General features: G+C 72.9%; 20 protein-coding genes. 13 read left to right on the top strand and 7 right to left on the bottom strand.

The genetic code is table 11. The features are described from left to right. Window positions 1-2: 2 nt before the first annotated feature. A complete protein-coding gene (locus tag R2740_RS13210) occupies window positions 3-1,199 on the bottom strand; it encodes an acyl-CoA dehydrogenase family protein (protein ID WP_371303150.1) in 1,197 nt (398 codons plus the stop codon). Between the two features lie 56 nt (window positions 1,200-1,255). On the opposite strand from R2740_RS13210, the gene R2740_RS13215 reads away from it, so the two are divergent. Then, a complete protein-coding gene (locus R2740_RS13215) occupies window positions 1,256-2,452 on the top strand; it encodes an NAD(P)/FAD-dependent oxidoreductase (RefSeq protein ID WP_371303151.1) in 1,197 nt (398 codons plus the stop codon). A gap of 162 nt (window positions 2,453-2,614) precedes the next feature. On the opposite strand, the gene R2740_RS13220 is transcribed toward R2740_RS13215, so the two are convergent. After that, window positions 2,615-4,612: an acetate--CoA ligase family protein gene (locus R2740_RS13220; protein ID WP_371303152.1), complete on the bottom strand. Its 1,998-nt coding sequence runs from the start codon at window positions 4,610-4,612 to the stop codon at window positions 2,615-2,617. 82 nt (window positions 4,613-4,694) lie between these two features. On the opposite strand from R2740_RS13220, the gene R2740_RS13225 reads away from it, so the two are divergent. Further along, window positions 4,695-5,336, top strand: coding sequence for a TetR/AcrR family transcriptional regulator (locus R2740_RS13225; RefSeq protein WP_371303153.1), 642 nt, complete (start codon window positions 4,695-4,697; stop codon window positions 5,334-5,336). A gap of 19 nt (window positions 5,337-5,355) precedes the next feature. On the opposite strand, the gene R2740_RS13230 is transcribed toward R2740_RS13225, so the two are convergent. Together R2740_RS13230 and R2740_RS13235 are read right to left on the bottom strand one after the other, a co-directional pair. Continuing rightward, complete coding sequence (locus R2740_RS13230; RefSeq protein ID WP_371303154.1) at window positions 5,356-6,447, bottom strand: ABC transporter ATP-binding protein; 1,092 nt, start codon at window positions 6,445-6,447, stop codon at window positions 5,356-5,358. Between the two features lie 16 nt (window positions 6,448-6,463). Beyond that, window positions 6,464-7,807 carry an aspartate aminotransferase family protein gene (locus R2740_RS13235; protein WP_371303155.1) on the bottom strand — a complete coding sequence of 448 codons (1,344 nt, stop codon included), beginning with the start codon at window positions 7,805-7,807 and terminating at the stop codon, window positions 6,464-6,466. Between the two features lie 166 nt (window positions 7,808-7,973). Between R2740_RS13235 and R2740_RS13240 the strand changes: the two genes are divergently transcribed. The 8 genes from R2740_RS13240 to R2740_RS13275 all read left to right on the top strand — a co-directional run bounded on the left by R2740_RS13240 (window position 7,974) and on the right by R2740_RS13275 (window position 16,843). After that, the gene (locus tag R2740_RS13240; RefSeq protein ID WP_371303156.1) at window positions 7,974-9,224 is read left to right on the top strand and encodes a spermidine/putrescine ABC transporter substrate-binding protein; all 1,251 of its coding nucleotides are present in this window, start codon (window positions 7,974-7,976) and stop codon (window positions 9,222-9,224) included. Continuing rightward, on the top strand, window positions 9,217-10,224 hold the full coding sequence (locus tag R2740_RS13245) for an ABC transporter permease (RefSeq protein ID WP_371303157.1): 1,008 nt from the start codon (window positions 9,217-9,219) through the stop codon (window positions 10,222-10,224). The genes R2740_RS13240 and R2740_RS13245 overlap by 8 nt, the downstream gene beginning before the upstream one ends. Further along, window positions 10,221-11,096: an ABC transporter permease gene (locus R2740_RS13250; protein WP_371303158.1), complete on the top strand. Its 876-nt coding sequence runs from the start codon at window positions 10,221-10,223 to the stop codon at window positions 11,094-11,096. Before R2740_RS13245 ends, R2740_RS13250 begins: the two co-directional genes overlap by 4 nt. A 154-nt stretch (window positions 11,097-11,250) precedes the next feature. Beyond that, window positions 11,251-12,387: an aromatic ring-hydroxylating dioxygenase subunit alpha gene (locus R2740_RS13255; protein ID WP_371303159.1), complete on the top strand. Its 1,137-nt coding sequence runs from the start codon at window positions 11,251-11,253 to the stop codon at window positions 12,385-12,387. Window positions 12,388-12,733: 346 nt separating this feature from the next. Beyond that, complete coding sequence (locus R2740_RS13260; protein ID WP_371303160.1) at window positions 12,734-13,375, top strand: helix-turn-helix domain-containing protein; 642 nt, start codon at window positions 12,734-12,736, stop codon at window positions 13,373-13,375. Further along, window positions 13,372-14,334: an ATP-binding cassette domain-containing protein gene (locus tag R2740_RS13265; protein WP_371303161.1), complete on the top strand. Its 963-nt coding sequence runs from the start codon at window positions 13,372-13,374 to the stop codon at window positions 14,332-14,334. Before R2740_RS13260 ends, R2740_RS13265 begins: the two co-directional genes overlap by 4 nt. Next, window positions 14,331-15,947 carry an ABC transporter permease gene (locus R2740_RS13270; RefSeq protein ID WP_371303162.1) on the top strand — a complete coding sequence of 539 codons (1,617 nt, stop codon included), beginning with the start codon at window positions 14,331-14,333 and terminating at the stop codon, window positions 15,945-15,947. Before R2740_RS13265 ends, R2740_RS13270 begins: the two co-directional genes overlap by 4 nt. 113 nt (window positions 15,948-16,060) lie before the next feature. Further along, window positions 16,061-16,843: a DUF1684 domain-containing protein gene (locus R2740_RS13275; RefSeq protein WP_371303163.1), complete on the top strand. Its 783-nt coding sequence runs from the start codon at window positions 16,061-16,063 to the stop codon at window positions 16,841-16,843. A gap of 36 nt (window positions 16,844-16,879) precedes the next feature. On the opposite strand, the gene R2740_RS13280 is transcribed toward R2740_RS13275, so the two are convergent. The 3 genes from R2740_RS13280 to R2740_RS13290 all read right to left on the bottom strand — a co-directional run bounded on the left by R2740_RS13280 (window position 16,880) and on the right by R2740_RS13290 (window position 20,978). Next, entirely contained in the window at window positions 16,880-18,298 is a 1,419-nt protein-coding gene (locus tag R2740_RS13280) for an aspartate aminotransferase family protein (protein WP_371303164.1), read from the bottom strand. A gap of 103 nt (window positions 18,299-18,401) precedes the next feature. Continuing rightward, entirely contained in the window at window positions 18,402-19,427 is a 1,026-nt protein-coding gene (locus tag R2740_RS13285) for a TolB family protein (protein WP_371303165.1), read from the bottom strand. 330 nt (window positions 19,428-19,757) lie between these two features. After that, a complete protein-coding gene (locus R2740_RS13290) occupies window positions 19,758-20,978 on the bottom strand; it encodes a CHAT domain-containing protein (protein WP_371303166.1) in 1,221 nt (406 codons plus the stop codon). A gap of 126 nt (window positions 20,979-21,104) precedes the next feature. Here R2740_RS13290 and R2740_RS13295 point away from each other — a divergent pair, with 126 nt between their 5' ends. From R2740_RS13295 to R2740_RS13305, 3 genes are all read left to right on the top strand, one after another. Further along, window positions 21,105-23,585: a hypothetical protein gene (locus R2740_RS13295; RefSeq protein ID WP_371303167.1), complete on the top strand. Its 2,481-nt coding sequence runs from the start codon at window positions 21,105-21,107 to the stop codon at window positions 23,583-23,585. Further along, window positions 23,504-23,800: a CHAT domain-containing protein gene (locus tag R2740_RS13300; protein WP_371303168.1), complete on the top strand. Its 297-nt coding sequence runs from the start codon at window positions 23,504-23,506 to the stop codon at window positions 23,798-23,800. The genes R2740_RS13295 and R2740_RS13300 overlap by 82 nt, the downstream gene beginning before the upstream one ends. 153 nt (window positions 23,801-23,953) lie before the next feature. Continuing rightward, the gene (locus R2740_RS13305; RefSeq protein WP_371303169.1) at window positions 23,954-25,297 is read left to right on the top strand and encodes an esterase/lipase family protein; all 1,344 of its coding nucleotides are present in this window, start codon (window positions 23,954-23,956) and stop codon (window positions 25,295-25,297) included. Window positions 25,298-25,420 lie beyond the last annotated feature (123 nt).

Genomic DNA, 25,420 nt, shown 5'->3' on the forward strand with positions numbered 1-25,420 from the left:
CGTCACCCCACCAACGCAGAGCGCCCCCGCTTCACCAGCTGGTCGGCCACGATCACCCGCTGCAGCTCGGAGGCGCCCTCCCAGATCCGCTCGACGCGCAGCTCGCGGGAGAAGCGCTCCGCGACGTTCTCGCGCATGTAGCCGCGGCCACCGAAGACCTGCACGGCCCGGTCGGCCACCCGGCCGGCCATCTCCGAGGCATACAGCTTGGCCATCGAGCAGCGGCCGTGGGCGACCTTGCGGGCCTCCTCGGCCTCCGCACCGGCCAGCGAGGACGCCTCGTCGAGACCCCGCGCCACCTCGTAGACCAGCGACCGCGCCGCGAACAGCTCGGTCAGCGAGTCGGCGAGCATCCCCTGCACCAGCTGCCGCGAGGCCAGCGGCTCACCGCCCACGATCCGGCCGGCGGCGAACGCCGACATCTCGTCGACCAGCCGCTCCGCTGCCCCCAGACAGCGCGCCGCGACCATCAGCCGCTCGAAGCGGAACCACTCGTAGGAGAAGCGCATCCCGTCGCCCTCCGCGCCGACCAGGTGCGTCGCCGGGACCCGCACTCCGTCGAAGCGGACGATCGGGTGCTCGTGGGCGAAGGTGTGGGAGTACGCCGGCGTGCGCACGACCTCCATGCCGGGCGTCGGCTTGTCGACGACCAGCAGCACGTGCTCGCCCTCGTTCTCCCCGCCCACCAGCACCGCCTGGACGAACACGTAGTCCGCCTCGTTGTAGGACGTCACGTGCCACTTCTCGCCGTCGACGACGTAGTCGTCCCCGTCGCGACGCGCGGTCGCCTGCAGGTCGCTGACGTCGGAGCCGGCGTGCTCCTCGGTGATGGCGTAGCACTCGGTCTTCTCGCCCCGGACCGTCGGCCCGAGCCAACGCTCGCGGGCGAGGTCGGAGGCCACCTCGGGCCACCATGCCGGCGGCGTCGCGAGCACCCAGGCGAGGGCGTTGGTGACCCGGCCGCCCTGCTCCTGCACGAGCACCTGCTGCAGGGAGGTGGCGCCGGTGCCGCCGTGCTCCACCGGGATGTTGGTGGCGTAGAGGCCGTCGGCGACCGCCCGCTTGCGGTGCTGGTCGGCCATCCCGTCGGGCAGGTGGCCGCCGTGCGCCTCGGCGTACTCCTCGTGGGGGATCAGGTCGTCGGCGAATGCCCGGGCCTTGGCCTGCAGGGCGAGATCGGCGGCGGTCAGGCCGTACATGGGCGCTCCCTCGAAACGATTGACTGGCCGTTCAGTCTAGGCCTAGCGTCGGCTCCGTGACGAGCGTCGAAGGCGTCGATGTGGTCGTCGTGGGTGGCGGCACGGTGGGTGGCTGGGCCGCCTGCTTCCTGCGCGAGGCCGGGCTGTCCGTGCTGCTCCTCGAGGCCGGCACGCTCGGCCGTGGCGCCAGCTCCCGAGCCGCCGGGATGGTGCGCGCCCAGGGCGGCACCGAGCCCGCGGTGCGGCTCGGGATGTGGAGCCAGGAGTTCTACCGCGGCCAGGCCGAGCGGTACGGCGTCGACTCGGGGTTCGTCGCGACCGGCTACTACATGCCCTGCTTCGCCGAGGCCGAGGTGGCCGCGGCGCACGAGCGAATCGCCATGCAGAACGCCCTCGGGCTCGCCGCCCGGTGGGTCGAGCCCGAGGACGTCGACGCCGGCAACCCGGCGATGGCGCCGGGCCGGACCCTCGGGGCGTCGTACTTCCCCGGCGACGGATGGATCGACCCGCCACGCAACGTGCTGGCCTATGCGACGGTGCTGGCCACCAGTGGCGTGCAGGTTCGAGAGCGGACCTCCTTCACCGGGCTGCTCACCGAAGGTGGACGGGTCACGGGGGTGCAGACGTCTCGGGGTGAGGTCGGGTGCACCGCAGTGGTGCTGACCGGAGGTCCCGGTCTGGCCGCGGTGGGGGCGGCCGCAGGTGCGCGGCGGATCTGGTCGGGCGGGACCCGCCACCAGGTGGTGGTCACCGCCGCGCACCCCGATCTCGCTCCCGAGCGGCTGCCGATGGTCTTCGACGTGACCTCGGGGATCTACTGGCGCCCCGAGGACGGCGGCCTGCTCTGGGGGATGTCGAACCCCGACGAGCCGCCCGGTGAGGCGGCCGACTTCGACCAGGGCTACTTCGCCCTCATGCGGGCCCGGATGGCCGAGCTGGTGCCGGTGACCGCGCACCTCGGGCTGCGCCGGCAGTGGGCCGCGACCATCGACTACACCCCCGACCACCTGCCGATCCTCGGCCCGATGCTGGCGGCCGACGGGTCGCCCGTCGCGGGTGCCTGGGTGGCCGCTGCCGGAGGGCACGGGATGATGTGGGGGCCCGGCGTCTCGCGCGCCGCCGCCGACCTGGCGCTGGCCGGCACCACGTCGGTCGTCGACGTCACCGACCTCGGCATGGACCGCTTCGACGACTCCGGGCGCTCGCGGCTGGCCGCCGACCCGATCGCGCTGCCCTTCCCGCAGCAGGCCTGAGGGCGCTCCGCGGCGGGTCGCCGCGGGTGTCGTTGGTTGCGGCTTGGCCCTACTGGTGCGCCGTTCTGGTGGGTTAGTGCGCGCTCGACGAGGCACTCACCCACCACACGGGCGCGGGAGATGGGAAACGACGGCGACCCACGCTCGTCCGAGTCCCAGGCGCTACTCCACCAGCGCGTCGACGGCGACCAGGCCGTCAGCGGTGAGGATCAGCGGGTTGACGTCGAGCGCGGCCAGCCAGCCGGCGTGGTCGAGTGCGAGCCGGGCGACGGCCGCGGCGGCGTCGGCGAGTGGCTGGACGGCGGCGTCGAGGACGCCGCCCAGCCTGGTGACCAACCGGGCCGGGTCGGCGAGCACGGCCTCGGGCAGGGCCAGCGCACGCGAGCCCAGCTCCTCGATCAGGCTGCCACCGTGGGCGACCAGCACCAGGGGGCCGAGCTGTGGGTCGGGGACGACGCCGAGGGCGTACTCCGCCTGGCCGGTCACCATCGGCTGCACGACGACGCGGGAGCCGAGGGCCTCGCGCAGCCGTGAGTAGACCGCCCGCAGCGACGGCTCGTCCGGCACGCCGACCACGACGCCGCCCAGCCGGGCGCGGTGGTTGATCCCCGGCTCGTCGGTCTTGAGCACCACGGGGTAGCCCACGACCTCGGCGGCGGCCACCGCGCCGTCCTCGTCGCTCGCGGCCAGCGTCGTGACGACCGAGACGCCGTAGGCCGCCAGCAGGCCCAGCGTCGTCACGGCGTCGCGCCAACCGGTGGGCTCCGGCACCGATCCGGCGGGGCCGGAGGAGGCCGCCGGCAACCTCGGCGGGTCCGCGTGGTCGCGCAGGTGGCCGAGCGCCCGCAGTCCCGAGCGGGCGCCCTCCAGCACCGGGATGCCGGCCTCCCGCAGCTGTGCGGCCCGGGGCTGGTGGATCGCGGCCGGCACGGCGGAGAGCACGACCACGGGCTTGTCGGTGGTGGCGTGCACCCGGGCCGCCGCGTGGGGGTAGGACTCGTCGCCGTCGTACTCCTCGACCAGGTCGACCGCCAGGGCCACCACGTCGACGCCGTCGTCGTCGGCGACCGCGTCGAGGGCGGCAGTGAACAGCTCCTCGGTGTCGGCGCCGCGACCCCAGACGTCCACCGGGTTGGCGACCACGAGCCCGTCGTCGAGCAGCTCACCCAGCCGGGCCACCGTCTCGTCGGCCAGGGCCGCGAAGGGGACGTCCTCGGCCTCGCCGATGTCGGCGACCAGCGTCCGCTCGGCGCCGGAGTCGTGGACCGTCGCGATGCCCGCCGACCGGTGTCGGAGCCGACGGCCCACGGCGAACAGCTCGAGGGTGTCGACCAGCTCCTCGACGTCGCGCACCCGGTGCACGCCGTACGACGCGAACAGGGCCTCCCAGCCGGCGTCGTCACCGGCGATCGCCCCGGAGTGCGCGGTGACCAACGCCCGGCCCGCCGACGACGCGCCGACGGTCAGGGCCACGACGGGCACGTCCCGCTCCAGGGCCAGTGCCAGTCCGCGGCGGAGCGAGCCGGCGTCGCGGATCGTCTCGAGGAACAGGCCGACGACCCGGGTCTCCTCCCGCTCCAGGGCCCAGCAGAGGTAGTCGCCCGCGGTCAGCCCCAGCTCCTGCCCGGAGGAGACGGCGAGCGCGTACTCCAACCGCCGGTGGGTGCGCAGCATCGCGGAGAACAGCGAGCCCGAGTGGGTGACCAGGGCGATCGAGCCGGCCGGGATCGGGTCGCGCTCGAGGTAGCCGATGGCTCGCACGCCCGCCACCGGGTTCACGAACCCCATGCAGCCGGCGCCGCAGAGCGCCAGGCCCTCGGCCGCCCGGCGCACGTCCGCGGCCAGCCCGGGCACGTTGCCGAAGACGACGGCGCCACCGGCGCCGGCGGCGGCCGCGGCCGCGAGCTGCTCGGGGATCACCCGGTCGGGCACCCCCATCAGCACCAGGTCGGGCGCGTGGTCGAGGTCGCCGAGCGTGGGCGTCGTACGCCGGCCCTGCACCTCGGCGTGCTGCGGGTGGATCAGGTCGACCCGCGACACCCCGGCGCTGCGCAGCGCCTCGATCGCCAGCCGCTCGCCGAAGGAGCCGGGGCGCGCGGAGGCGCCGACGACGGCCACCGAGGTGGGAGTGAGCAGCCGGTCGAGCGGCGTACGTCTCATGGCGGGATCATCCTGACTGACCGTTCAAGGGCCGACGACGAGTACGGTAGCGCCACATCGTGCTCACGACGAGAGAGGCACCATGGCGAAGTCTCCGGCGCCGGCTGCGGCGTCAGCCGAGCCGGGCGAGGTTGCCCAGGACTCCCGCCGCGCCCAGATGCTCGAGGCGGCCGCCGAGCTGATCGCCGAGCGCGGGCTGGCCCGCACCCGGATCGCCGACGTCGCAGCCCGGGTCGGCATCAGCCCCGCGCTGGTCGTCTACTACTTCCAGACCAAGGAGGCGCTGCTGATCGCGGCGCTGCGTGACTCGGAGACCGGCTTCTACGCCGCCGCCGAGGGGCTGCTCCGCAACCAGGGGTCGCTGCGCGACCGGCTCGAGACGCTGGTGGAGCTGACCTTCTCCGAGGAGAGTCAGGGCGAGGTCCGCGGCCAGTGGGGGCTGTGGTTCGACCTGTGGAACGAGGCCTTCCGGCACCCCGAGGTGGCCGCCGACCGGCGTGCCCTCGACGAGCAGTGGCGGGGCCTGATCGGCCGGATCGTGCGAGCCGGCATCGACGAGGGCCAGGTGGCCGCCGACCTCGACGTCGACACCTTCTCCGTCACCTGGGCGGCCCTGCTCGACGGGCTGTCGGTGCAGGTCGCCCTCGACGACCCGGTGGTCACCCGTGACCGGGCGATCGGGATCGCCCTCGACTTCGCCCGGCGGGAGCTCGGGCTGGTCTAGGCGCCCCGGCGGTCGCGGGTCAGCGGTCCAGCACCCGCAGCGCGGTGGAGGAGATCCGCAGGCACACCGGGCCGCCGGCGACCAGCCAGTCGGGGGCGGAGCCGTGCATGTTGGCCACCTCGGCCTCGACGCGCAGACCGGCGGCCGCGACCCGCACCGAGGTCTGCGCCCCCTGGTAGGTCATCGACTCGACGGTGGCGGGGAACACGTTGACCCCCTCCAGCGGGGCCGACGCGGGCGCGAGCTCGACCCGCTCGGGGCGCACCATCAGCCGCACCGGGTCGCCCGTGGCCGGGGGGCCGTCGACGTGCAGGGTCTGCTCGCCGACGCGGTAGGCCGCCAGCCCGGGCTCCGGGCCGGCCCCGGCCGGGACCGCGTCGAACAGCGTGGCCTGGCCGAGGAACGTGGCGACGTAGGCGCTGGCCGGCTCGGCGTAGACCTCCGACGGCGTGCCGACCTGCTCCACCCGGCCGTCGACGATGACCGCGAGCCGGTCGCTCATGGTCAGCGCCTCCTCCTGGTCGTGGGTGACGTAGATGAAGGTGGTGCCGACCCGGTCGTGCAGGGCGCGGAGCTCGCGCTGCAGCGCCTTGCGCAGCCGCGCGTCCAGCGCGCCCAGCGGCTCGTCGAGCAGCAGCACCCGCGGCTCGAGCACGAGTGCCCGCGCGAGCGCGACCCGCTGCTGCTGGCCGCCGGAGAGCTGGTGCGGCTTGCGTTTCGCCAGCTTCTCGAGCTCGACCAGCTCCAGCGCGGCGTTGACCCGCGAGGACTGCTCGCCACGCCCGGCCTTCTGGTAGCGCAGACCGAACGCGACGTTCTCCGCCACCGTCATGAACGGGAACAGCGCATAGGACTGGAACACCGTGTTGACCGGGCGCTTGTGGGCCGCCACCGAGGTCAGATCGGTGCCGTCGAGCAGGATCTCGCCCTCGGTGGGCTCCTCGAAGCCGGCGATCATCCGCAGCGTCGTGGTCTTGCCGCATCCCGACTCGCCCAGCAGCGAGAAGAACTCGCCCGCCCCGATCTCCAGCGACAGCCCGTCGACGGCGCGGACGTCGTCGTACTCCTTGACCAGTCCCTGCAGGCTGACCGCGCCCCCGGCGGCCGCCACCGGGCCGGTCAACGGCTCACCGGCCCACCGCGTCGGCCAACGTCGCCACGTTGGCCACGAAGCGGTCGATATCGGCGTCGGTGTGTTGCACGGAGATCAGCCACTGCTCGATCTTGCCCCATGGCGGGAGGAAAACCCCACCGTTGTGCTGGACCAGCCAGTGCGCCTCGCCGAGTCGCGAGTCGACGCCCAGGAAGTCGCGGAAGTTGTGGATCGGCTCCTTGCGGAAGGCGACACAGCCCTTCGCGCCGGCGGTCACGACGTGCCACGGCAGGTCGCGCTCGGCGATGACCTCCTCGATGCCGGCGCGGATCCGGGCGGTGAGCCGGTCGAGGTGCTCGTAGGCCTCGGGCGTGGCCACCTCGGTCAGCATCGCCTTGGCCGCGGCCATCGCCAGCGGGTTGCCGTTGAACGTGCCGACCTGTTCGTAGGTGCCGTCGGCGATCCGGCCCATCAGCTCCTCGGTGCCGCCGACCGCCGCCGTCGAGACACCGCCGCCGATGGCCTTCGCCAGCGCCACCAGATCGGGGGTGACGCCGGAGAGTGCGGTCACGCCTCCGGGCCCGACCGTCAGCCCGGTCTTCACCTCGTCGAAGCCGAGCAGGGCGTCGTGCTCGTGCAGCAGCTCCTTGAGGCCGGCGAGGTAGCCCGGCAGCGGGTGGATGATGCCGGCGTTCATCATGATCGGCTCGAGGATCATCCCGGCGACCTCACCGCGTCGCTCCTCCAGCACCCGGCGCACCGCGTCGAGGTCGTTGAACGGCACGATGTCGACCAGGTCGACGATCGCCGCGGGGTAGGCCGCTCCCTCGCTCACGCTGTGCGGCCGCTCGGCGGGCCCGATGTCCCCGGCCTCCGGCATCACGGAGACCTCCACCGAGTCGTGGTGCCCGTGGTAGCAGCCCTCCACCTTGATGATCCGCATCCGGCCGGTGGTCGCGCGCATCAGGTGGATGACGTCCATGGTCGCCTCGGTGCCGGAGTTGGCGAACCGCCACAGCGGCAGCCCCCAGCGGCGCTGCAGCTCCTCGGCCACGATGATGGCGTCCTCGGTGGGCTGCGCGAAGTGCGTCCCCTTGGTCACCCGGTCCTGCACCGCACGGACGATCGCCGGGTGGGCGTGCCCGGCCAGCCCGACGCCGTACCCGCCGTGGAAGTCGGAGTACGACGTCCCGTCGACGTCGTAGAGATGCGGCCCCCAGCCGTGGCTGATCCACACCGCCTGGGGGTCCGCGATCTGCCAGTTCGACGTCGCCCCGCCGGCGAGCACGCGCGCCGAGCGCTCGATCATCGCGGCCGACGCGGGCTGCCGCTGCAGGAAGATCTCGGACTGCTCCTCGATGAAGGCATCCAGGTCCATGCCCGGCAGTGAACCATTGAATGAGCGTTCAGTCCAGGACGAGCGCCCGGGTCCACGGGTCGCCGGGGTTCGCGGAGGTAACGAATCCGACCCCCGGGCCCGACCGTCGTTGACTGGTCATTCAGTCCGTGTAACTCTGACCGGACCGTCAGCGAAGGGAAGCCAGATGGTGTCACCCCGACGTCAACCGCAGTTCTCTCGGCGCTCCGTCCTCCAAGCCGGTCTCGCCACCGCCGCGACCGGCACGCTCCTCGCCGCGTGCGGCAGCAACGGTGGGTCGGGCGGCTCGAGTGGCTCGGGAGGAGGGGGGACCCAGCTCAAGATCGCGAGCCCGTCGAGCCCGATCAGCTGGCCCGTCGACGAGAGCCTCATCATCGAGTCCGGCCTCAAACCCGAGCCGGGCAGCACCCTCAAGATCTACAACTACGCCGACTACCTCTCTCCCCGGGTGATGAAGAACTTCACCAAGGAGTTCGGGGTCAAGGTCGAGCTGTCGACGTTCAACGACACCGAGGAGGCCATCAGCAAGCTGGCCTCCGGCTCGCTCGAGTACGACGTCTACTACCCGTCGTACGACCAGATCGCGAAGCTCGTCCAGTCCGGGCTGGTGCTGCCGCTCAACCAGGACTACATCCCCAACATCAGCAACTGCTGGGACCAGTTCACCGACCCGTTCTACGACCAGGGCTGGCACTACTCCGTCCCCTACACCACCTACACGACCGGCATCGGCTGGAACACCGACCTGGTGCCCGACGACATCGCCACGCTCGACAACCCCTACGACTCGCTGTGGGACAGCCAGTACGCCGGCAAGACGGCGGTCATCGACGACTGGCACACCATGATGGCGATGGTGCTGCAGCGCAACGGCATCCACGACATCAACACCGAGTCCGACAAGGACATCGAGCTGATGCGCACCCAGATGGCCGACCTCGCGCAGGCGACCGACCCCAAGGTCACCATCACGATGTACAACGACCTGCCGGCCGGCCAGATGGGGCTGTGCCAGATGTGGTCGGGCGACGCGGTCAACGCCGTCTACTACCTGCCCAAGGGGAAGAAGCCCGACATCCTGCGCTACTGGTTCCCGCCCGACGGCAAGGGCCAGGTCGACAACGACCTGATGCTGGTGCTGGCGCAGGGCAAGAACCCGGTGGCGGCGCACTACTGGCTCAACTACCTCCTCGACGAGAAGGTGTCGATCCAGAACTTCGGCTTCACCGGCTACCAGCCGCCGCAGCAGTCGATCAACCCCGAGCAGATGGTCCAGGACGGCTTCCTGCCCGAGAACCTCAAGGAGGCCACGGTCCTACCGGAGTACTTCGACGTGGGCGACCGGCTCCTGGGCATGCCGATCGAGGTCGAGCAGAAGTGGCTGGCGGTCTGGCAGGAGTTCAAGGCCGGTGCCTGAGGCGCCGCCACCGGGTGGCAGCGAGGACGAGGCCGTCAGGGACGCCGGCGCCCGGCTCTCCGCGGCGGTGGGCGACCCGGCGACCGCCGTCCGCCAGCGGCGCAGGCGACGGTCCGACTCCTGGCTCTGGCGGGCGCTGGCGGCGCCGGGCAGCCTGTGGCTGCTGGCCTTCCTGGTCGCCCCGATGTACGTCGTGCTGGCGATCCTCTTCGGCACCATCGACCCGATCCTGCGCCGGCCGATCCCGGTGTGGAACCCGCTGGACTGGGACAGCAGCCAGTTCACCTACGTGCTCACCCGGCTGGTCGGCCAGGACGCCATCTTCCAGCCGGCGCTGGTCCGCACCGCCGTCTACGTCGGCGTGGCCAGCGTGCTGTGCCTGCTGATCGCCTACCCGGTCGCCTACTACGCGGCAAGGATCGCCGACCGCCGGCGCGGGCTGCTGCTGGCCGCCCTGATCGCGCCGTTCTGGATCTCCTACATGATGCGGATGCTGGCCTGGGTCAACCTGCTGCAGAACGACGGGCTGGTCAACAAGGTGATCACCCTCGGCGGCGTGTGGGACACCCAGGTCGACTGGCTCAACGGGCACTCGGCGGTGGTGATCATGGGGCTGGTCTACGGCTACGTCCCCTACATGATCCTGCCGCTCTACGCCGGCCTCGACCGGATCCCCGACTCCTTGCTCGAGGCCGGTCGCGACCTCGGGGCCAGCCGGTTCCAGACCTGGCGGCGGGTCACCTGGCGGATGTCGCTGCCCGCGGTGATCACCGCGATCATCCTGACCTGCCTGCCGATGCTGGGCGACTACTTCACCTCCGACCTGCTCTCGGGCAACCCGAAGACCTCCATGGTCGGCAACCTCATCAACGCGGCCGTGCTCACCCCGGGGCAGACCGGGCAGGCGGCCGCCTTCGTGCTGCTGGTGCTGCTCGTCTCGCTGGTGCCGATGGCGATCTACGTCCGGGTCGCCCGTGAGGGAGAGGGGCTGCGCTCATGAGCTCGCCCGCCGCGCCGCGCGCCCGCAAGCGCCGGCGTACCGCCCCCTGGCTGGCGACGATCACCGGCCTCTACCTCTTCTGGTCGCTGGCGCCGGTGCTGATCGCCGTGCTGTTCTCCTTCAACGCCGGCCGTTCGCGCACCAACTGGCAGGGCTTCTCGCTGCAGTGGTACGCCGGTGACCCGCTGCGGTCGGTCTGGTCCGACCCGGCCCTGCAGCAGGCGGTGCTGCACACCTTCCGGCTCGGGGTGATCGTCACCGTGCTGACCGTGCCGCTGGGGACGATGCTGGCGCTCGGCCTCGACCGGTGGCGGGGCCCGCTGCCGGCCTCGTCGAACTTCCTGGTGCTGCTGAGCTTCGTGCTGCCCGAGGTGCTGCTGGCCGTCGCGCTGCTGTTCGTCGCGACCACGATCCAGGCGTGGACGCCGGTGCAGCTGGGCACGGTGGGGCAGGTGATCGGGTTGATCACCTTCCAGGTGTCCTATCCCGTGATCATCGTCAGAGCGCGACTGCTCACCATCGGCCGGCAGTACGAACAGGCGGCGATCGACCTCGGCGCCTCGCCGCTCGGCGCGGTCCGGCGAGTGCTGCTGCCGATGATCACCCCCGCCGTGATCGCCTCCGCGGTGCTGGTCTTCGCCGACGTGATCGACGACTTCGTGCTGGCGCGCTACCTCTCGGGCGGGTCCACCACCGAGCCGGTCTCGGTGAAGATCTACAACACCGCGCGCGCCGCACCCACCCCCGCGCTCAACGCGGCCGCCACGATCGTGCTGGTCGCCTCGCTGGTCGCCGTGGCCCTCGGCTACCTCGCGTGGCGGCGGATGACCCGCGGGGAGTCGGACCAGGGCGTCGACGCGTTCGTGGGGTGACCGCGGACCGTCGCGGGCGGCTCTGCTCGGCGCGTCCGGTGGGCGCCTCCGAGGAGCCATTTCGTCCATTTCGGGCCGGATTTCTGCAATCTCGCTCCTCGGAGGAGACCTCCCGACGCTCGACACGGCGTACCTGGGCTCCTATCCTGAATGGGTGTTCAAACCCGCCCCGGTCGACCAGAACCAGCTCGCTGACGCCCTGAAGCCCTTCGGACAGAGCAGGATGCTGCCCGTCGGTGCCTACCTCGACGAGGCCGTCCTCGCCTGGGAGCGCGAGCATCTGTTCGCCGGCTGGGTGGCGCTCGGCCGCAGCGAGGAGATCGGCAAGCCGCGACAGATGAAGGCCTTCGGGCTGGGCAGCAGCGGCGTGCTGGTGACCCGCGGCGACGACCTGGAGCTGCGCGGCTTCGAGAACGCCTGCCGGCATCGCGGCCACGAGCTGCTCGCCTGCGACGCCACCGCCGAGGCGCGGGCGATCGTCTGTCCCTACCACGCCTGGGCCTACCGGCTCACCGGCGAGCTGATCGGCGCGCCCGGCCACAAGGAGGCCGAGAGCTTCGACCCCGCCGACTACCCGCTGCACCCCGTCGACGTGCGCGAGTGGCACGGCTGGCTGTTCGCCGACCGCGGCTCGAGCAAGACCTTCGAGGAGCATGTGCAGGGGCTCGACGCGATCCTGGCCAACTACGAGGGCCAGGAACTGGTCACCGTGGAGACCCACGAGTACGACGTCGCGGCCAACTGGAAGGTCGTGGTCGAGAACTACCAGGAGTGCTACCACTGCTCGTCGATCCACCCCGAGCTGTGTGTGGTGAGCCCGCCCGAGTCCGGCGACAACATCGACCCCCAGGGCGACTGGATGGGCGGCGACATGGACCTGCGCGACTTCGCCGCGACCATGTCTCTCGACGGACACAGCGACGGCATCGTGATGGCCAAGCTCGACGAGCGCGAGCAGCGGACGGTGATGTACCTCGCGCTGCTGCCCAACATGCTCCTCTCCCTGCACCCCGACTACGTGATGACGCACCTGCTGACGCCGCTCGCTCCGGGGAAGACCCGGATCCGCTGCTCGTGGGCGTTCCCGCGGCAGGTCGCCGAGCGCGCCGGCTTCGACCCGGCGTACGCCGTGGACTTCTGGGACCTCACCAACCGTCAGGACTGGGCGGCCTGTGAGTCGGTCCAGCGAGGCATGTCCACCCCGGGCTACGTGCCCGGGCCGATGGCCCCCGCCGAGGACGGCGTCTATGACTTCGTCCGCTACGTCGCCCGGGCGTACGCCGGGGAGTAGCCGGCGCCGGGTGTTGACGTTGTGGCACAAACGTCAGCACATCGCGACACGCGCCTGCAGTTTCTGCACAAACGTGGCCGGCCCGGGCGACTGGGGTGACTCGGGTCGCTGAGGGCGACGTTTGGCCCACAACGTCGCAATAGGGCGCGAAATCCGTGTCGTTTGTGCCCAATCGATGGGTCTCGCGGAGGCGCCGCGCCGCAGCCCCGGGGCGTCCTCGGCTACTGGTGCGTACGACGCGTCGGGCGCTCCGTACGCACCGGTAGACCTCGTCGTACGCACCAGTAGACATCCCCCACCAGTCCCGAGTTGACGACTGACTAAACACATGTTTAGTCTTCTGAACGTGAGTTCAGCAGACGAGGGCGACCTCACCGCCCGGGCCACCATCCGCAACACCGCGTTGCGGCTGTTCGCCGAGCGGGGAGCCGATGCGGTGACGATGCGCGAGATCGCGGCGGCGGCGGGGGTGTCGCCGGCCCTCCTGGTCCACCACTTCGGGAGCAAGGACGGGCTCCGCGCCGCGGTCGACGAGTACGCCGCCCGGGCCTTCGACGCGCTGTTCGAGATGGACCACGACGACCTGCTCGCCGTGCTGACGGGGGAGCGGACCGCGTCGTTGGCCGAGCTGTTCGCGACCGCGTTCCCGGCCGACTCGCCGCTGCCGGCCTACCTCCGCCGACTGTTGCTCACCGGCGACCCGGCCGGCTCGACCCTGTTCGTGACCTGGTTCCGCGCCACCCGGCAGCTGCTCGACGTGATGGCCGAGCGGGGGGCGACCACCCCGACCGAGGACCTCGACGTGCGGGCGGCGTTCCTGTTGGTCAACGACCTGGCCATGGTCCTGCTCCGATCCCAGATCACCGAGGTCCTGGGCATCGACCCGATGTCCCCCGAGGGCCTCGACCGGTGGGCGCGCGATGCGTCCGCCGTCTACATGAACGGCGCGTTCGCGCTCCCCGACGAGGCCGAGGAGGCCACCTCATGACAGACCGCCCGACCGACCATCGCTCGGACACTCCCGTGATCCATGCCGCGGGGCTGGTCAAGGCCTTCGGCGACTTCCACGCGCTCGACGGCCTCGACCTCAGCGTGACGCGGGGCGAGGTCCACGGGTTCCTCGGCCCGAACGGCGCCGGCAAGTCCACGACGATCCGCATCCTGCTGGGCCTGCTCCGCGCGACGGGCGGCCGTGTCGAGCTGTTCGGCGAGGACCCGTGGCGCGAGGCGGCGCGGCTGCACGCGCGGCTGGCCTACGTCGCCGGAGACGTCGCGTTGTGGCCCGGCCTCACCGGCGGGCAGTGCCTGGACATCCTCGGGTCGACGCACGGCGCGGTCGACGAGAAGCGGCGAGACGAGCTGGTCGAGAGGTTCGACCTCGACCCGACGAAGCGGGTGCGCGACTACTCCAAGGGCAACCGGCAGAAGGTCGCGCTGGTGGCCGCGCTGGCGGCCGAGGCCGAGCTGCTCATCCTCGACGAGCCGACCTCGGGACTCGACCCGCTGATGGAGCAGGCCTTCCAGGAGTGCATCCGCGAGCGCCGCGATGCCGGTGCCACGATCCTGCTCTCCTCCCACATCATGGCCGAGGTCGAGGCGCTGGCCGATCGGGTGAGCATCATCCGCCGCGGTCAGCGGGTCACCACGGGCACGCTGGCCGAGCTCCGCCGGCACACGCGCACGCATGTCCATGCGGTCACCGACGCGCCGCCGAGCCTGGACACGCTCGCGGGGCTCGAGGACGTGGCGACCGAGCGGCTCGACGGACGTGTCGACTCCCGGTTCACCGTGGCCGCCGACGACCTCGACGACGTCGTCGGGCGACTGCACGCCGCGCGGATCCAGACCCTCACGGTCACCCCGCCCAGCCTCGACGCCCTGTTCCTGCGGACCTACGGCGTCACCCTCGACGAGTCGGAGGCCGCCGAGCCCGAGGCCGCACGATGAGCGCCGAGCATCGCGCCGGGCCCGGGCCGTCGTCGTACTCCGGCCTCGGGACCATGCTGCGCATCGTCTGGCGCACGCGCCGCAGAGGCATCCTGATCTGGAGCCTCGGGCTGGCGGCGACGATGGCCTTCACCGCGGCCGCCGTCGCCGGCCTCTACGACACCCCCGCGAAGATCCAGAGCTATGCCGATGCCGTCACCGCGGGCAACGCGCTGAAGGCGATCAACGGTCACGTCGAGGGGATCAACTCGCTGGGCGGGGTGATCCAGGACGAGTTCGGCTTCCTCGCGTCGTTCCTGATGCCGCTGCTCGGCATCAGCCTGGTCGCCGGCTCCACCCGCCGCGAGGAGGAGTCGGGACGACTCGAGGCGCTGCTCGCCGGTCGGATCTCCCGTCGCGACCCGGTCGTCTCCGCGCTCCTGGTCGCGGCCGCGGCCATCGCCGCCACCTCGTTGCTGTTCGCGCTCGCCCTGATCGCGGTGGGGGTGCCGGTGTCCGGGTCGGTGTTGTACGCCGTCGCGCTGGGCGCCCTGGCCCTGGTGTTCGCGGGGCTCGCGGCGGTGCTGGCCCAGCTCACCCTGCACTCGCGCGGGGTCTATGCCGGCAGCCTGATCGTGCTGGCGCTCTCCTATGTGCTGCGCGGGGTCGGCGACGTCACCGAGACCTGGTGGACCTGGCTGTCGCCGCTCGGCTGGCAGGAGAAGACCGCCCCCTTCGCCGGCCAACGCTGGTGGGTGCTGCTCATCCCGCTGGTCGTCGTCGGGCTCCTCTCGCTGGTCGCGGTGCGGCTGGCCGCGCGTCGTGACCTCGGCAGTGCCCTGGTGGCGTTGGGCCCCGGCCCGGCCACCGCACGGCCCGGGCTTCGGCGTACCTTCGGGCTGGCCGCGTGGATCCACCGCCCCACCATGCTCGGCTGGCTGGCGGGTGGGGTCCTGCTCACCACGATGCTCGGGGCGCTCAGCCGCCAGCTGGTCGACGCCATCGAGGGCAACCCGGCCATGGGGGAGGCGCTCGGGACCACCGGCCAGGACCCCGTGCTCGCGGTGATCGCGATGACCCAGCTCTACCTCGCGGTGATCGCGACCGGCTACGTCGTCCAGGCCGTCGGCGTGCTTCGCGGGGAGGAGGCGGACGGGCGGCTCGAGACCCGGCTCGCCGGCACCCTGTCGCGCGGCCGCTGGCTGGCCGCGCACGCTGGCGTCGTCCTGCTCGGGCTCGCGCTGGTCGTCGGCGGCTCGACGCTGGTCTTCGCCGGCACCGCCGCGTTGTCGCTCGGTGACGGCGCCGATACCGGCCAGATCATCGGCTCGGGACTGGCCTACCTGCCGGCGGAGCTGGTCCTGGCCGGGCTGGCGCTGGCGGTCTACGGCCTGCGCCCGCGCTGGTTCCCGATCGCCTGGGCGGGCTATGCCGCGGTGGCCTTCATCGCCTTCCTGGGCCCGGGGCTGAACTTCCGTTCCGCGGTGATGGACCTCGCCCCCACCACCCATGTCGGCAACCCGCCGGTCGGGTCCGTCGCGGTGGTCGACCTGGTGACGCTGTCTGTGTTGGCGCTGCTCCTCGGCGTGGTGGGCTTCTGGGCCTTCCGGCGGCGGGGGGTGCCGCAGGCGTGAGTCGCCGAGTGGCGACGTTTGGGCACAAACGTCGCGATTTCACGTCCTGGGACTGCACTTTCCGCACAATCACCTCGCTCGGCGGCACGATGCCGAAGACCTAGGCTGACGCCGTGGACGACTGGCCCGAGGACTTCCGAGACTTCCGCATGGCCCGCGAGGCGGAGCTGACCGAGCCGTACGGCTGGCTCACCCTGCGTGGCTTCCACTGGCTCGACGACCAGCCCGCCGAGCTGGCCGGGCTCCCCGGCCGCTGGTGGGCCGACGGCGACCAGGCCCGGGCCCACCTCGAGGCCACGCCGGCCGACGGCCTGACCCGCGACGACCACCCGGTCGACGGCACCAGCACCCTGGCCGTCGACGAGTATGCCCGCGTCCCCTGGGTCGACCGCGGCGACGTCCGGGTCGAGCTGCTCCGCCGCGGCGGGAGGCTCGCCGTCCGGGTGCGCGCCGCCACCTCGCCGGAGAGGGAGGCGTTCGGCGGCGTGCCGACGTACCCCTACGACCCCGCGTGGCGGCTCCCCGCCACCTTCACGGCGTACGACGCGGCGCGCGACGTCGAGGTCGACACGATCCGCCCCGAGCTGCGCCAGGTGATGCATCCCTTCGGCGAGGTGAGGTTCACCGCCGGCGGCGAGGAGCAGCGGCTGGCCGTGACCAAGGGGAAGTACGGCTGGGGCGTGGAGTTCCGCGACCCCACCAACGGCGAGGAGACCGAGACCTGGCGGCAGCTGCACTTCGACCCGCCGGAGCCCGGCTCGGGTGAGGTCGTCCTCGACTTCAACCGCGCCCTCAACATGTGGTGTGCGTTCACCGACTTCGCCACGTGCCCGGCGCCGATCGCCGGCAACGTCGTGAGCGTCCCCGTCCGGGCCGGCGAGCTGCGCTGGCGCTGAGCCGCGGCGCTCGGGGGCGGTGAAGTGCCCACACCCCTACCCCCGCAGCGCGCGCGCCAGCTCGGTGAAGTCGGAGACCAGGTGGCCCATGTCGTCGTCGGTGTGGGCCAGCGAGACCAGCCACTGCTCGTCGAGTCCGGGCGGGGTGAGGATGCCGCGGTTGACGCCCCACAGCCAGGACAGCTCGGCGACGGCGAAGTCGGTGGCCTTGTAGTCGCGGTAGTTGCGCACCGGCGTGGTCGACCAGGTCACGCAACCCTTCACGCCGAGCCCCACGGTGTGGGCGGGCAGCTCGTACTCCGCGATCGCGGCGTCGATCGCCTCCATCGCCCGCACGTTGATCGCCTCGGCCGTGTCGAGCGCCTCCGGCGTGCAGATCTCGTCGACCGCGGCGGCCGCGGCCATCACCAGCGGGTTGCCGTTGTAGGTGCCGAAGTGGGCCATCCGGCCGTCGACCACGACCTCCATCACCTCGCGCTTGCCACCGAACGCCGCGAGCGGCAGCCCGCCACCGATCGACTTGGCCAGGGTGATCAGGTCGGGCTGTACGCCGAGCCGCTGGGCCGCGCCGGCCGGTCCGGCGGTCAGGCCCGTCTTCACCTCGTCGAAGACCAGCACCACGCCGTACTCGTCGCACAGTGCTCGGCAGCCGGCCAGGTAGCCCTCGTCGGGCAGCACGATCGCGAGGTTCTCGATCACCGGCTCGACCACCATCGCGGCGACCTCGGAGCCGTGCTCGGCGAGCACCTTCTCGAGCATGCCGAGGTCGTTGTAGGCCACCACGTGCACGGTGCCGGCCTCGACGTCGAAGGGCACGTCGCCGATCGGTGCGTCCGCGGGCCCGATGTCCTCCAGCGCCGGCTTCACCGACACCTGGAGAGCGTCGTAGCCGCCGTGGTAGCCGCCCTCGATCTTCACGATCGCCTTGCGCTGGGTGTAGGCGCGGGCCGCGCGGATGGCGTACATCAGCGACTCGGTTCCGGAGTTGGTGAACCGGATCATGTCCAGCCCGAACCGTCGGCAGAACCGCTCGCTCATGTCGGTGGCCTGCGGCGACGGCGTCACGAACAGCGTGCCGGTCTCCTTCAGGGCCCTCTCCACGTGCTCGACGACCACCGGGTTGAGGTGGCCGACCAGCATCGCTCCGAAGCCCATCGACAGGTCGAGCAGCCGGTGGCCGTCGACGTCGGTGAGCCAGGCGCCCTCCGCGGACTGGATCGAGATCGGGTAGGGCTCCCAGTGCTGGAACGACGACGTCACGCCCAACGGGAGGGTCCGGCTGGCGCGGGCGTTGTGCTCGCCGGAGGCGCCGGTGGTCGAGGTGAACCGCTCCCACTCGGCCGCCAGCAGCTGCTCCACGCGGGCGTGGTCGACCGGCCGGGAGTGGTCGGGGAGCCAGCGGCGGGTGCCGGGGTCGTGGGCGGGCCAGGTCGGGGCGCTGGCGAGGTCGGTCATGCGAGCCTCCTGGAGAGCTGCGGAATCCGAATGAAGTCAACCGCCTCGGCGCGCGATTGCGCAACTGAAGGGCGAGTCAGCCAGTGAATTCGCAGCGCCGCGGTCACCGACGCGACCAGGCCGGCACCGAGAGGTAGTCCAGCCCGGGTGGTGGTGGCAGCGTGCGGGCAGCACCGCCGTCGACGCCGACCACGCGGAGCTCCTCGGCGAGGGTGTTCTCCTCGGGGTTGACGTGACCGTAGACGACCTCGCTGCTGTCGGGGGAGAACATCGGGTCCTGGTCCTTGCCGGGGTCGTCGGCGACCACGGTGTCGTCGCCGAGCCCGGACCCGTCGCCGGCCGACTCGTCGACCCGGGCGACGACGACCTGGTAGTTGCCGGCACCGACGTCGCGACGGAAGGCGAGCAGCTGGCCGTCCTCGGAGAAGACGGCGTCGCTGTACTCCTCGCCGGTGCCGGCGCGAACCAGGGCCCACCCGCCGGACTCGACGTCGACGCGGTAGAGCGACCCGCCCGCCGCGGGTGCGTCGGCGTTCGCCCAGACCACGACCGTCGATCCGTCCGAGCTCAGCGTCGGGTCCCCGATCGTGGCCAGCGCGCCCACCTCGGGCGTGGGGTCCAGACGGTCGGTCAGCCGGCCGTCGAGGTCGACCACCACCAGGTGCGCTCGTCCGCCGCGATCGGTGCACGGCAGCACCAGCCCGTGGCCGTCGGCGAACCAGGCCGGGCGGAGCACCTTGCCGGCGCACTCCTCGGGAGGTCCCTCGGGGAAGAACGGCCGGGCGCCGCTGCCGTCCGCCGCCCCGGCGACCATCAGCTGCGGTGTCTTGTCACCGGAGGCCAGGCGGGCGAACAGGACCGTACGCCGGTCGGGGCTGAGCGCGGGGATCCACTCGCGGGTGCTGCCCCGGGTCACCTGGATCGCCGTCTCCGGGTCGTCGGCGTCGAGCAGCCAGAGGTGCTGGTGGTTCTGGTCGACGCCGGCGGCGACCAGCAGCTGGGAGTCGGTGAGCGGGTCGGACGTCGGCAGCGACGTGGCGGTCGTGTCGGCACCGCCACCCTCGTCGCCGGTGTCGCCTCCGCCGCCACGGTGGGTGAACCAGAACAGGGCCACGGTGGCCAGCACCACCAGGAGGACCCCGCCGGCCGCGGCGCCGAGGAGCCGCGGGTCGACCCGCGGCCCGGAGGGCTTCGCCGGCGGTGGGGTGGCAGTGGGGCGCGGGCGTTGCTCGGTGCCGGCGGCCGCAGTCGCAGCGGCGACGGGGGCGCTGCCGGCCGGCGGTGTCGACGGCCGGGTCGGCGAGGCCGGGGGCCGGGCCGGCGGTGGCTGCTTCGGCGGTGCGGTCGGTGGGACGGGGTGCACGTAGGTGAACCCGCGCGGCGGCCGGCCGGCGGGGACGTCGTCCTCGTCCAGCGGTGTGGCTCGGGTGTCCTCCGCGGCCCCCGAGTCCGCGCCGCCTCAGGTCCGCGCCGGCTCGGGCTGCGTCGGCTCGGGCTGGGTGGGCTCGACGACGGTGGGCGCGTCGACGGGCGGCGCGTCGACCTGCGTCGCGTCGTCGTCCTCCGGCGCGTGCACCTGCCGGAAGATGTCGCCGTCGGGAGCGCGCAGGAAGAGCACCGGGGTCGCCCACTCGTCGGCGAAGTCGGCGAGCAGCGCCTTGCGCGCGCTGCTGGAGGCCTGGTCCACGGGCAGCCCGTCGACGAGCGCGCCGTAGAACGCCCCCGTGAACGCGACCGCGGCGCGGTCGCTGATCGGGAACTGCATCGCGATGACCGCCGTGGCGTCCTGCTGCACCAGCCCCTGGGCCATCCCGCCGAAGGGGTCCCGCATGTCGGTGCGGGCGGACCGACAGGCGTTGAGGACGACCATCCGCAGCGGGTCGTGGTCGCGCAGGAACGGTCCGAGCACGGAGGATGTGACGGCCTTGCTCCGGCCGCGGGAGTCCTGGAAGTAGATGACGCCCTCGCCGAGCCGCTCGTCGAAGTCGCCGTGACCGACGAAGTGGATGACGTGGGTGGGGTGCCGGCGCAGCCAGCGGCCCAGCTCGGTCAGGGTGGCCTCCGGCAGCCGGTCGATCTGGACCACGCGGTCGTCGAGCCTCGGAGCGAGCGCCTCCTGGATCCGGCCCCATTCGGCCTCGACGTCGAGCTCCTCCAGGTCGGTGGGCGAGGAGATCACCACCAGCACCCGCAGCGGACCGTCGACGGAGATCGGCCGGGGAGGGCTGGGCAGGTCGAGGAACCGGACGACGGGGGTGCGCTCGGACTGCGCGATGAAGGCGTTCACCCGCTCGTCGTAGAGCAGCTCCCAGGGCAGGCCCGCGATCGCCGGTGCGTCGTTGAGCCGGAGCCGGAGTCGCAGCCCGTCGCCCTGCTCGCGGGCCTCGTCCTGACTGCGGCTCCAGGCCAGCAGCAGCTCGTTGCTGAAGATGGCCTCGAACAGCGGCCCTCCGAAGTCCATCGCCGCCTGCTGCTGCGGGGACGCGCCGACCCGGCGGGTGCCGGAGCGTCCGGGGTCGAGCTTGAGGAGGAGGTTCTCCAACGTCGTCGCGTCGAACGGCAGCCGGAACCTGACGCTGGGCGTCTCTCCGAGCGGAGATCCGGTCACCAGCGCCTGGTAGCTCCCCTCGCCCTCCTGGTCGAGCAGGAGGTCGAAGTTGAGATAGCGCCTGGGTGCCATCGTTGCGATCCTCTGTGGTGGGCTCTTTTCCGAGAGGAGCCCGGACCTCGATCGAAGATACTCTGGTCACCGGCTCGGGTGTATCCCTCGGGCCGCAGCCGGCTCCTCACCCTCGGGAGGTGCGCCATGAGCTCCGTTGACGCCTGGCTCTCCCTGGCCGAGACGGTCGCGCCCTGCCGGGACCCCGCGGTCCGTGAGCGCCTCGTCGTCGTGCTGGCCCTGCTGCTCGCGCAGAGCGACGATCGTCCAGGGGTGTCCGACGCGGTGCGCGACCGGCGCGACGCCGCCTCGCTGCTCATCGCCGACGCGTTGACCCGACCCGAGGCCGACCAGGTCGCCGGCTTCCGCTATGCCCCCGAGCCCGACTTCTCCGACGCCCAGGCCGACCGGGCCCGCGCCGCCGCGGCCGCACTGGCGCGCGGCTCCGACGCCGCGGTCGACGACCTCGCCGCCCTGTCGCCGGACGCCGCCGCGGCGGTGGTCACCGGGCTGGTGTCGGCGGCACGCTACGACGTGCTGGCGCGGGTGGCGGTCGCGGTCCCCCCACAGCGACTGCCGGTGCCCCTGCTGGTGCGCACCGCCGCGGCGGTCGCCCCGGGGTTGCCGGCCCGCGACGCGCTGGTGCAGGCGGCCGCCCGCACCAGCGAGCTCCAGCTGCTGCGCGGCCTGGCCGAGGTGGTGGGCCATGCTGGTGCCGGGCTGTCGGCGGTGGTGCCGGTGATCGAGGGCGTCGCGACCGTACGCCGGGTGCTCGGCTTCGCGCCCTACCAGTGGTGGCCCGACGCCGAGGGCCGGCGTCCCACGCCGCCGGAGTGGGACGAGCCCGCGACCACCGTCGAGCGCCGGCCGGCGGTCCCGGTGCCGCCCGACTCCGCCGGGGCCGAGCCGCCTCCGCCTGCGGCTGCGCCGCCCGCGCCCCCGCCCTCCCCGGCGGTCTCTTCACCGGCTGCCACGTCACCGGCTGCCCCGTCACCGCCTGTCCCTTCCCCGGCAGCATCGTCCCCGGCAGCACCGGCACCACCCGCGGCCCGGCCGGGGGACGGCTACGGCGCGCCGATGGCCCCTCCGCCGGCCCCGGCCGGACCGCGGCTGCGGCTGCCGTGGCGCCGTCGCTCGGCGACGAAGCAGGCCGAGGCGCCACCCGTCCCCCCGGCCCAGCCGGTGCCGGCGCCCCTGCCCACCGCCGAGGCGCCCGTCTTCCGCGGCGCCGAGCCGGAGACCCGCCAGACCTATCCCCGGCTCGACATCGAGACCGACTCCGGCCGCCCCGAGGTCGTCGTGGTCGACCGGCCCTTCCGACTGGTGGCCGGCCTGCAGGCGCGCCGCGACCGTGCCCTGGTGGCCGCGCCCGGTCCCGTCTTCGCCGTCGGCGAGACGGTCGAGGTGGAGCTGGTGCTGCTCTTCGACCCGGCGTCGATCTCGGTCGACGGCGCCGCCCGCACCCGGCTCACGGTCAGCGACGGCGACCCGTTCCCGACGGCGACCTTCACCTGCACGGCGCGCTACGGCGAGGATCTCGCGCCGCAGCGTCGGGTGGGCATGCAGCTGCTGCGGGCCGGTCAGGTCGTGGGGGTGGCCTGGCGCAGCCTGGTGGCCGTCGACGAGGCCGATGACGTGGCCGGCGCCCCGGCGCCGGTCAGCCGCGAGGCGGAGCTGCTCGACCTCGAGCCGCTGCTCGAGGACGAGCCGCCCGACCTGGTGGTCTCGGTGTGCCGTGCCGAGCAGGGCTCGACGACCTTCGTGTGGACGGCCTACGCCGCCGACCCGGCCGTCTCGGTGCCCGACCTGCCCAGCTCCTCGACCCTCGAGGACGACGTGGCCGCCTTCGCCACCGAGACCCGCCGGGCCGTCCAGTTCTCCACCAGCCCGGCCAAGGACTACCTCGACCTGGCCGGGAGGGCCAAGCGGATCGGCCGGGCCATCCCGGCCGGCATCCAGGACGCCGTCCGCAGGCTGGCCGCCCAGCCCGGGCGGACCACGGCGCCGGCCGTGCTGCTGCTCACCGAGGAGCTCAGCGTGCCCTGGGAGCTGGGGACCTTCGACCCGCCGCTGGCAGACGCCTGGGGTGGGTCGTCGCCGTTCCTCGGGGCGCACGTCGCCGTCTCGCGATGGCCGCTGTCGGAGCACAAGCCGCGGCCGCACCCGCGCTGCAGCGTGGCGGTGCGCAGCGGCGCCGTCCTCACCGCCGACTACGAGGGCGTCCCCGGCTGGGGTCGCCTGGAGAGCGCGATGGCCGAGGCCGACGAGGTCGCCGCCCTCTTCGACCCGCCCGCCGCCCGGCTCGAGCCCGACCTGTGGCAGGCCGTCGACCTGTTCCGCGGCACGCCGGCGGGCGACGTGCTGCACGTCGCCCTGCACGGCCAGTACGACGCCCAGGGCGACCAGGAGGGTCTGGTGCTGCTGGCCAAGAGCCCGACCGGCGGTGCGACGGCGCAGTTCCTGTCGCCGACGACGCTGGAGAACGGCGAGCTCGAGTGGGGCCGTTCGTGTTCCTCAACGCCTGCCAGGTCGGCACCGACGAGCGGGTGCTCGGCGACTACGGCGGCTTCGCGTCCACGCTGCTCCGCATCGGCGCCGCCGGCGTCGTCGCCCCGCTCTGGAACGTGAAGGACGACGTCGCGGCCGCGGTGGCGCGGGCGTTCTACGCCGCCACCCTGACCGCGGACCGGCCGGTCCCGGCCGCCGAGGCGATGCGCGCCGTGCGGGCGTCGTACACCGAGGAGGCGGTGCGGGCCGGAACCGACGGCCAGCACCCCACCCTGGTCGCCTACCAGGTCTTCGGGCACCCGCGGTTGCGGCTGACCCGCGAGTCCGCCCCCTGACCCACCCGTTCCACCCGACCCGCCCGCCCGGCAGGAGGACACCATGGCCGAGACGCTGCGACCCGAGGGATCCCCGTCGCCGTCGGCGACGTCGTCATCACCACGCCCGGCCTCACCGGCCAGGTCGAGGTCCACCCGGCCGGCTCCGCGGGGATGCGCGGCGCCGAGCAGGCCACCGCCGACCTGCTGGCGGCGCTCGACGAGGCGTCCATGCAGGAGCAGCTGTCGGTCGTCGTCTCGCAGCAGGCGGAGCTGCAGGCCGGGAGCGGCACCCGGGCCAGCGGCGGGCTCGACGACATCGTGCTCGAGGTGCCGGCGCCCGGCGTCGGCAACGGGCAGGTGCTGCTCTACGCCGCCGAGGACGGCTCGCTGTCCTGGCACCTCCCCGACGACATCGCGCCCGACACCGTCCCGACCCGCGGAGGCGAGCGGCGTACCTATCGGGTGCCCCGCGCCGTCGTCCCCGCCCTCGGGCCGACCGAGGGCGGCGACCGCGGCGTGCTCGGCGCGGCCGGCACCAAGGTCCTCAAGGTGCTGGTCTTCCCGCTGGTCGACCCGGTGCTGGGCAAGGTGGGCGACTTCTTCGCCAGCCGCTGGGAGGCCAAGCACCGGCCGGTCCGGATGCGCTGGATGACACCTGACGGCTATCGCGGCGCCGAGGCGCCGGCGTTCGGTGCGGCCGACTGGAGCCGGCTCGGCGAGGGCCGCGGGCTGCTGCTGGTGCACGGCACCTTCTCCACCGCGCACGGCGCGTTCGGCGGGCTGCCCGCCGCGACCGTCACCGCCCTGCACGATCACTACCAGGGCCGGGTGGTGGCCCTCGACCATCCCTCGGTGTCGGCCTCGCCCCGCGCCAACGTCGACCAGCTCGCCGGGCTGCTCCCCGACGGCCTGGAGCTCGAGGTCGACGTGGTGACCCACTCCCGCGGAGGTCTGGTCGGCCGCGAGCTGGCCGCCTCCGGCGTGGTCGACGTACGCCGGCTGGTGATGGTCGCCTCGCCCAACGGCGGCACCGTGCTGGCCGACCGGCACCACCTCTCCGACCTGCTCGACCGGGTCACCGACCTCGCCCAGTTCGTGCCGTCGGCGGGCGTCGGCGACACCCTCGCGGTGGTGCTCACCGTGCTCAAGCAGCTCGCCGTCGGCGCGGTCGGTGGGCTCGACGGGCTCACCTCGATGGACCCCACGGGCTCCTACCTCAAGGAGCTCAACGCCCGTCCCGCGCTCGCGGCCGACGTCCGTGCGGTCGCCGCCGACTACGACCCTCCGCACGGGTCGCCGCTCACCCGGGTGGCCCGCAACGGCGCCACCGACCTGGTCTTCGCCCAGGCCAACGACCTCGTGGTGCCGACCGGCGGCTGCTGGGACGTGCCCCGCGCCGCCGGCGTCCCGGTCGAGCAGCGGCTGGTGCTCGACGCCGAGCGCGGGATCGACCACTGCTCGTTCTTCGGCGACTCCGAGGTGCAGGCCACGCTGCTGTCCTGGCTGACCTCCTGAGCGACCCGGCCTCCTCCTCGAGGTGGGCCCGGCGGCCGCTGAGGAGGCGCTGAGAGCTGACGACCACCTCAGGGTGATCTCAGCGTGCCTTCGGGTACGGCTGACAGTGTGAAGTCCATGCCG

The sequence above is a fragment of the Nocardioides sp. genome, from assembly GCF_041393715.1.
In the GTDB taxonomy this organism is placed as follows: Bacteria; Actinomycetota; Actinomycetes; order Propionibacteriales; family Nocardioidaceae; genus Nocardioides.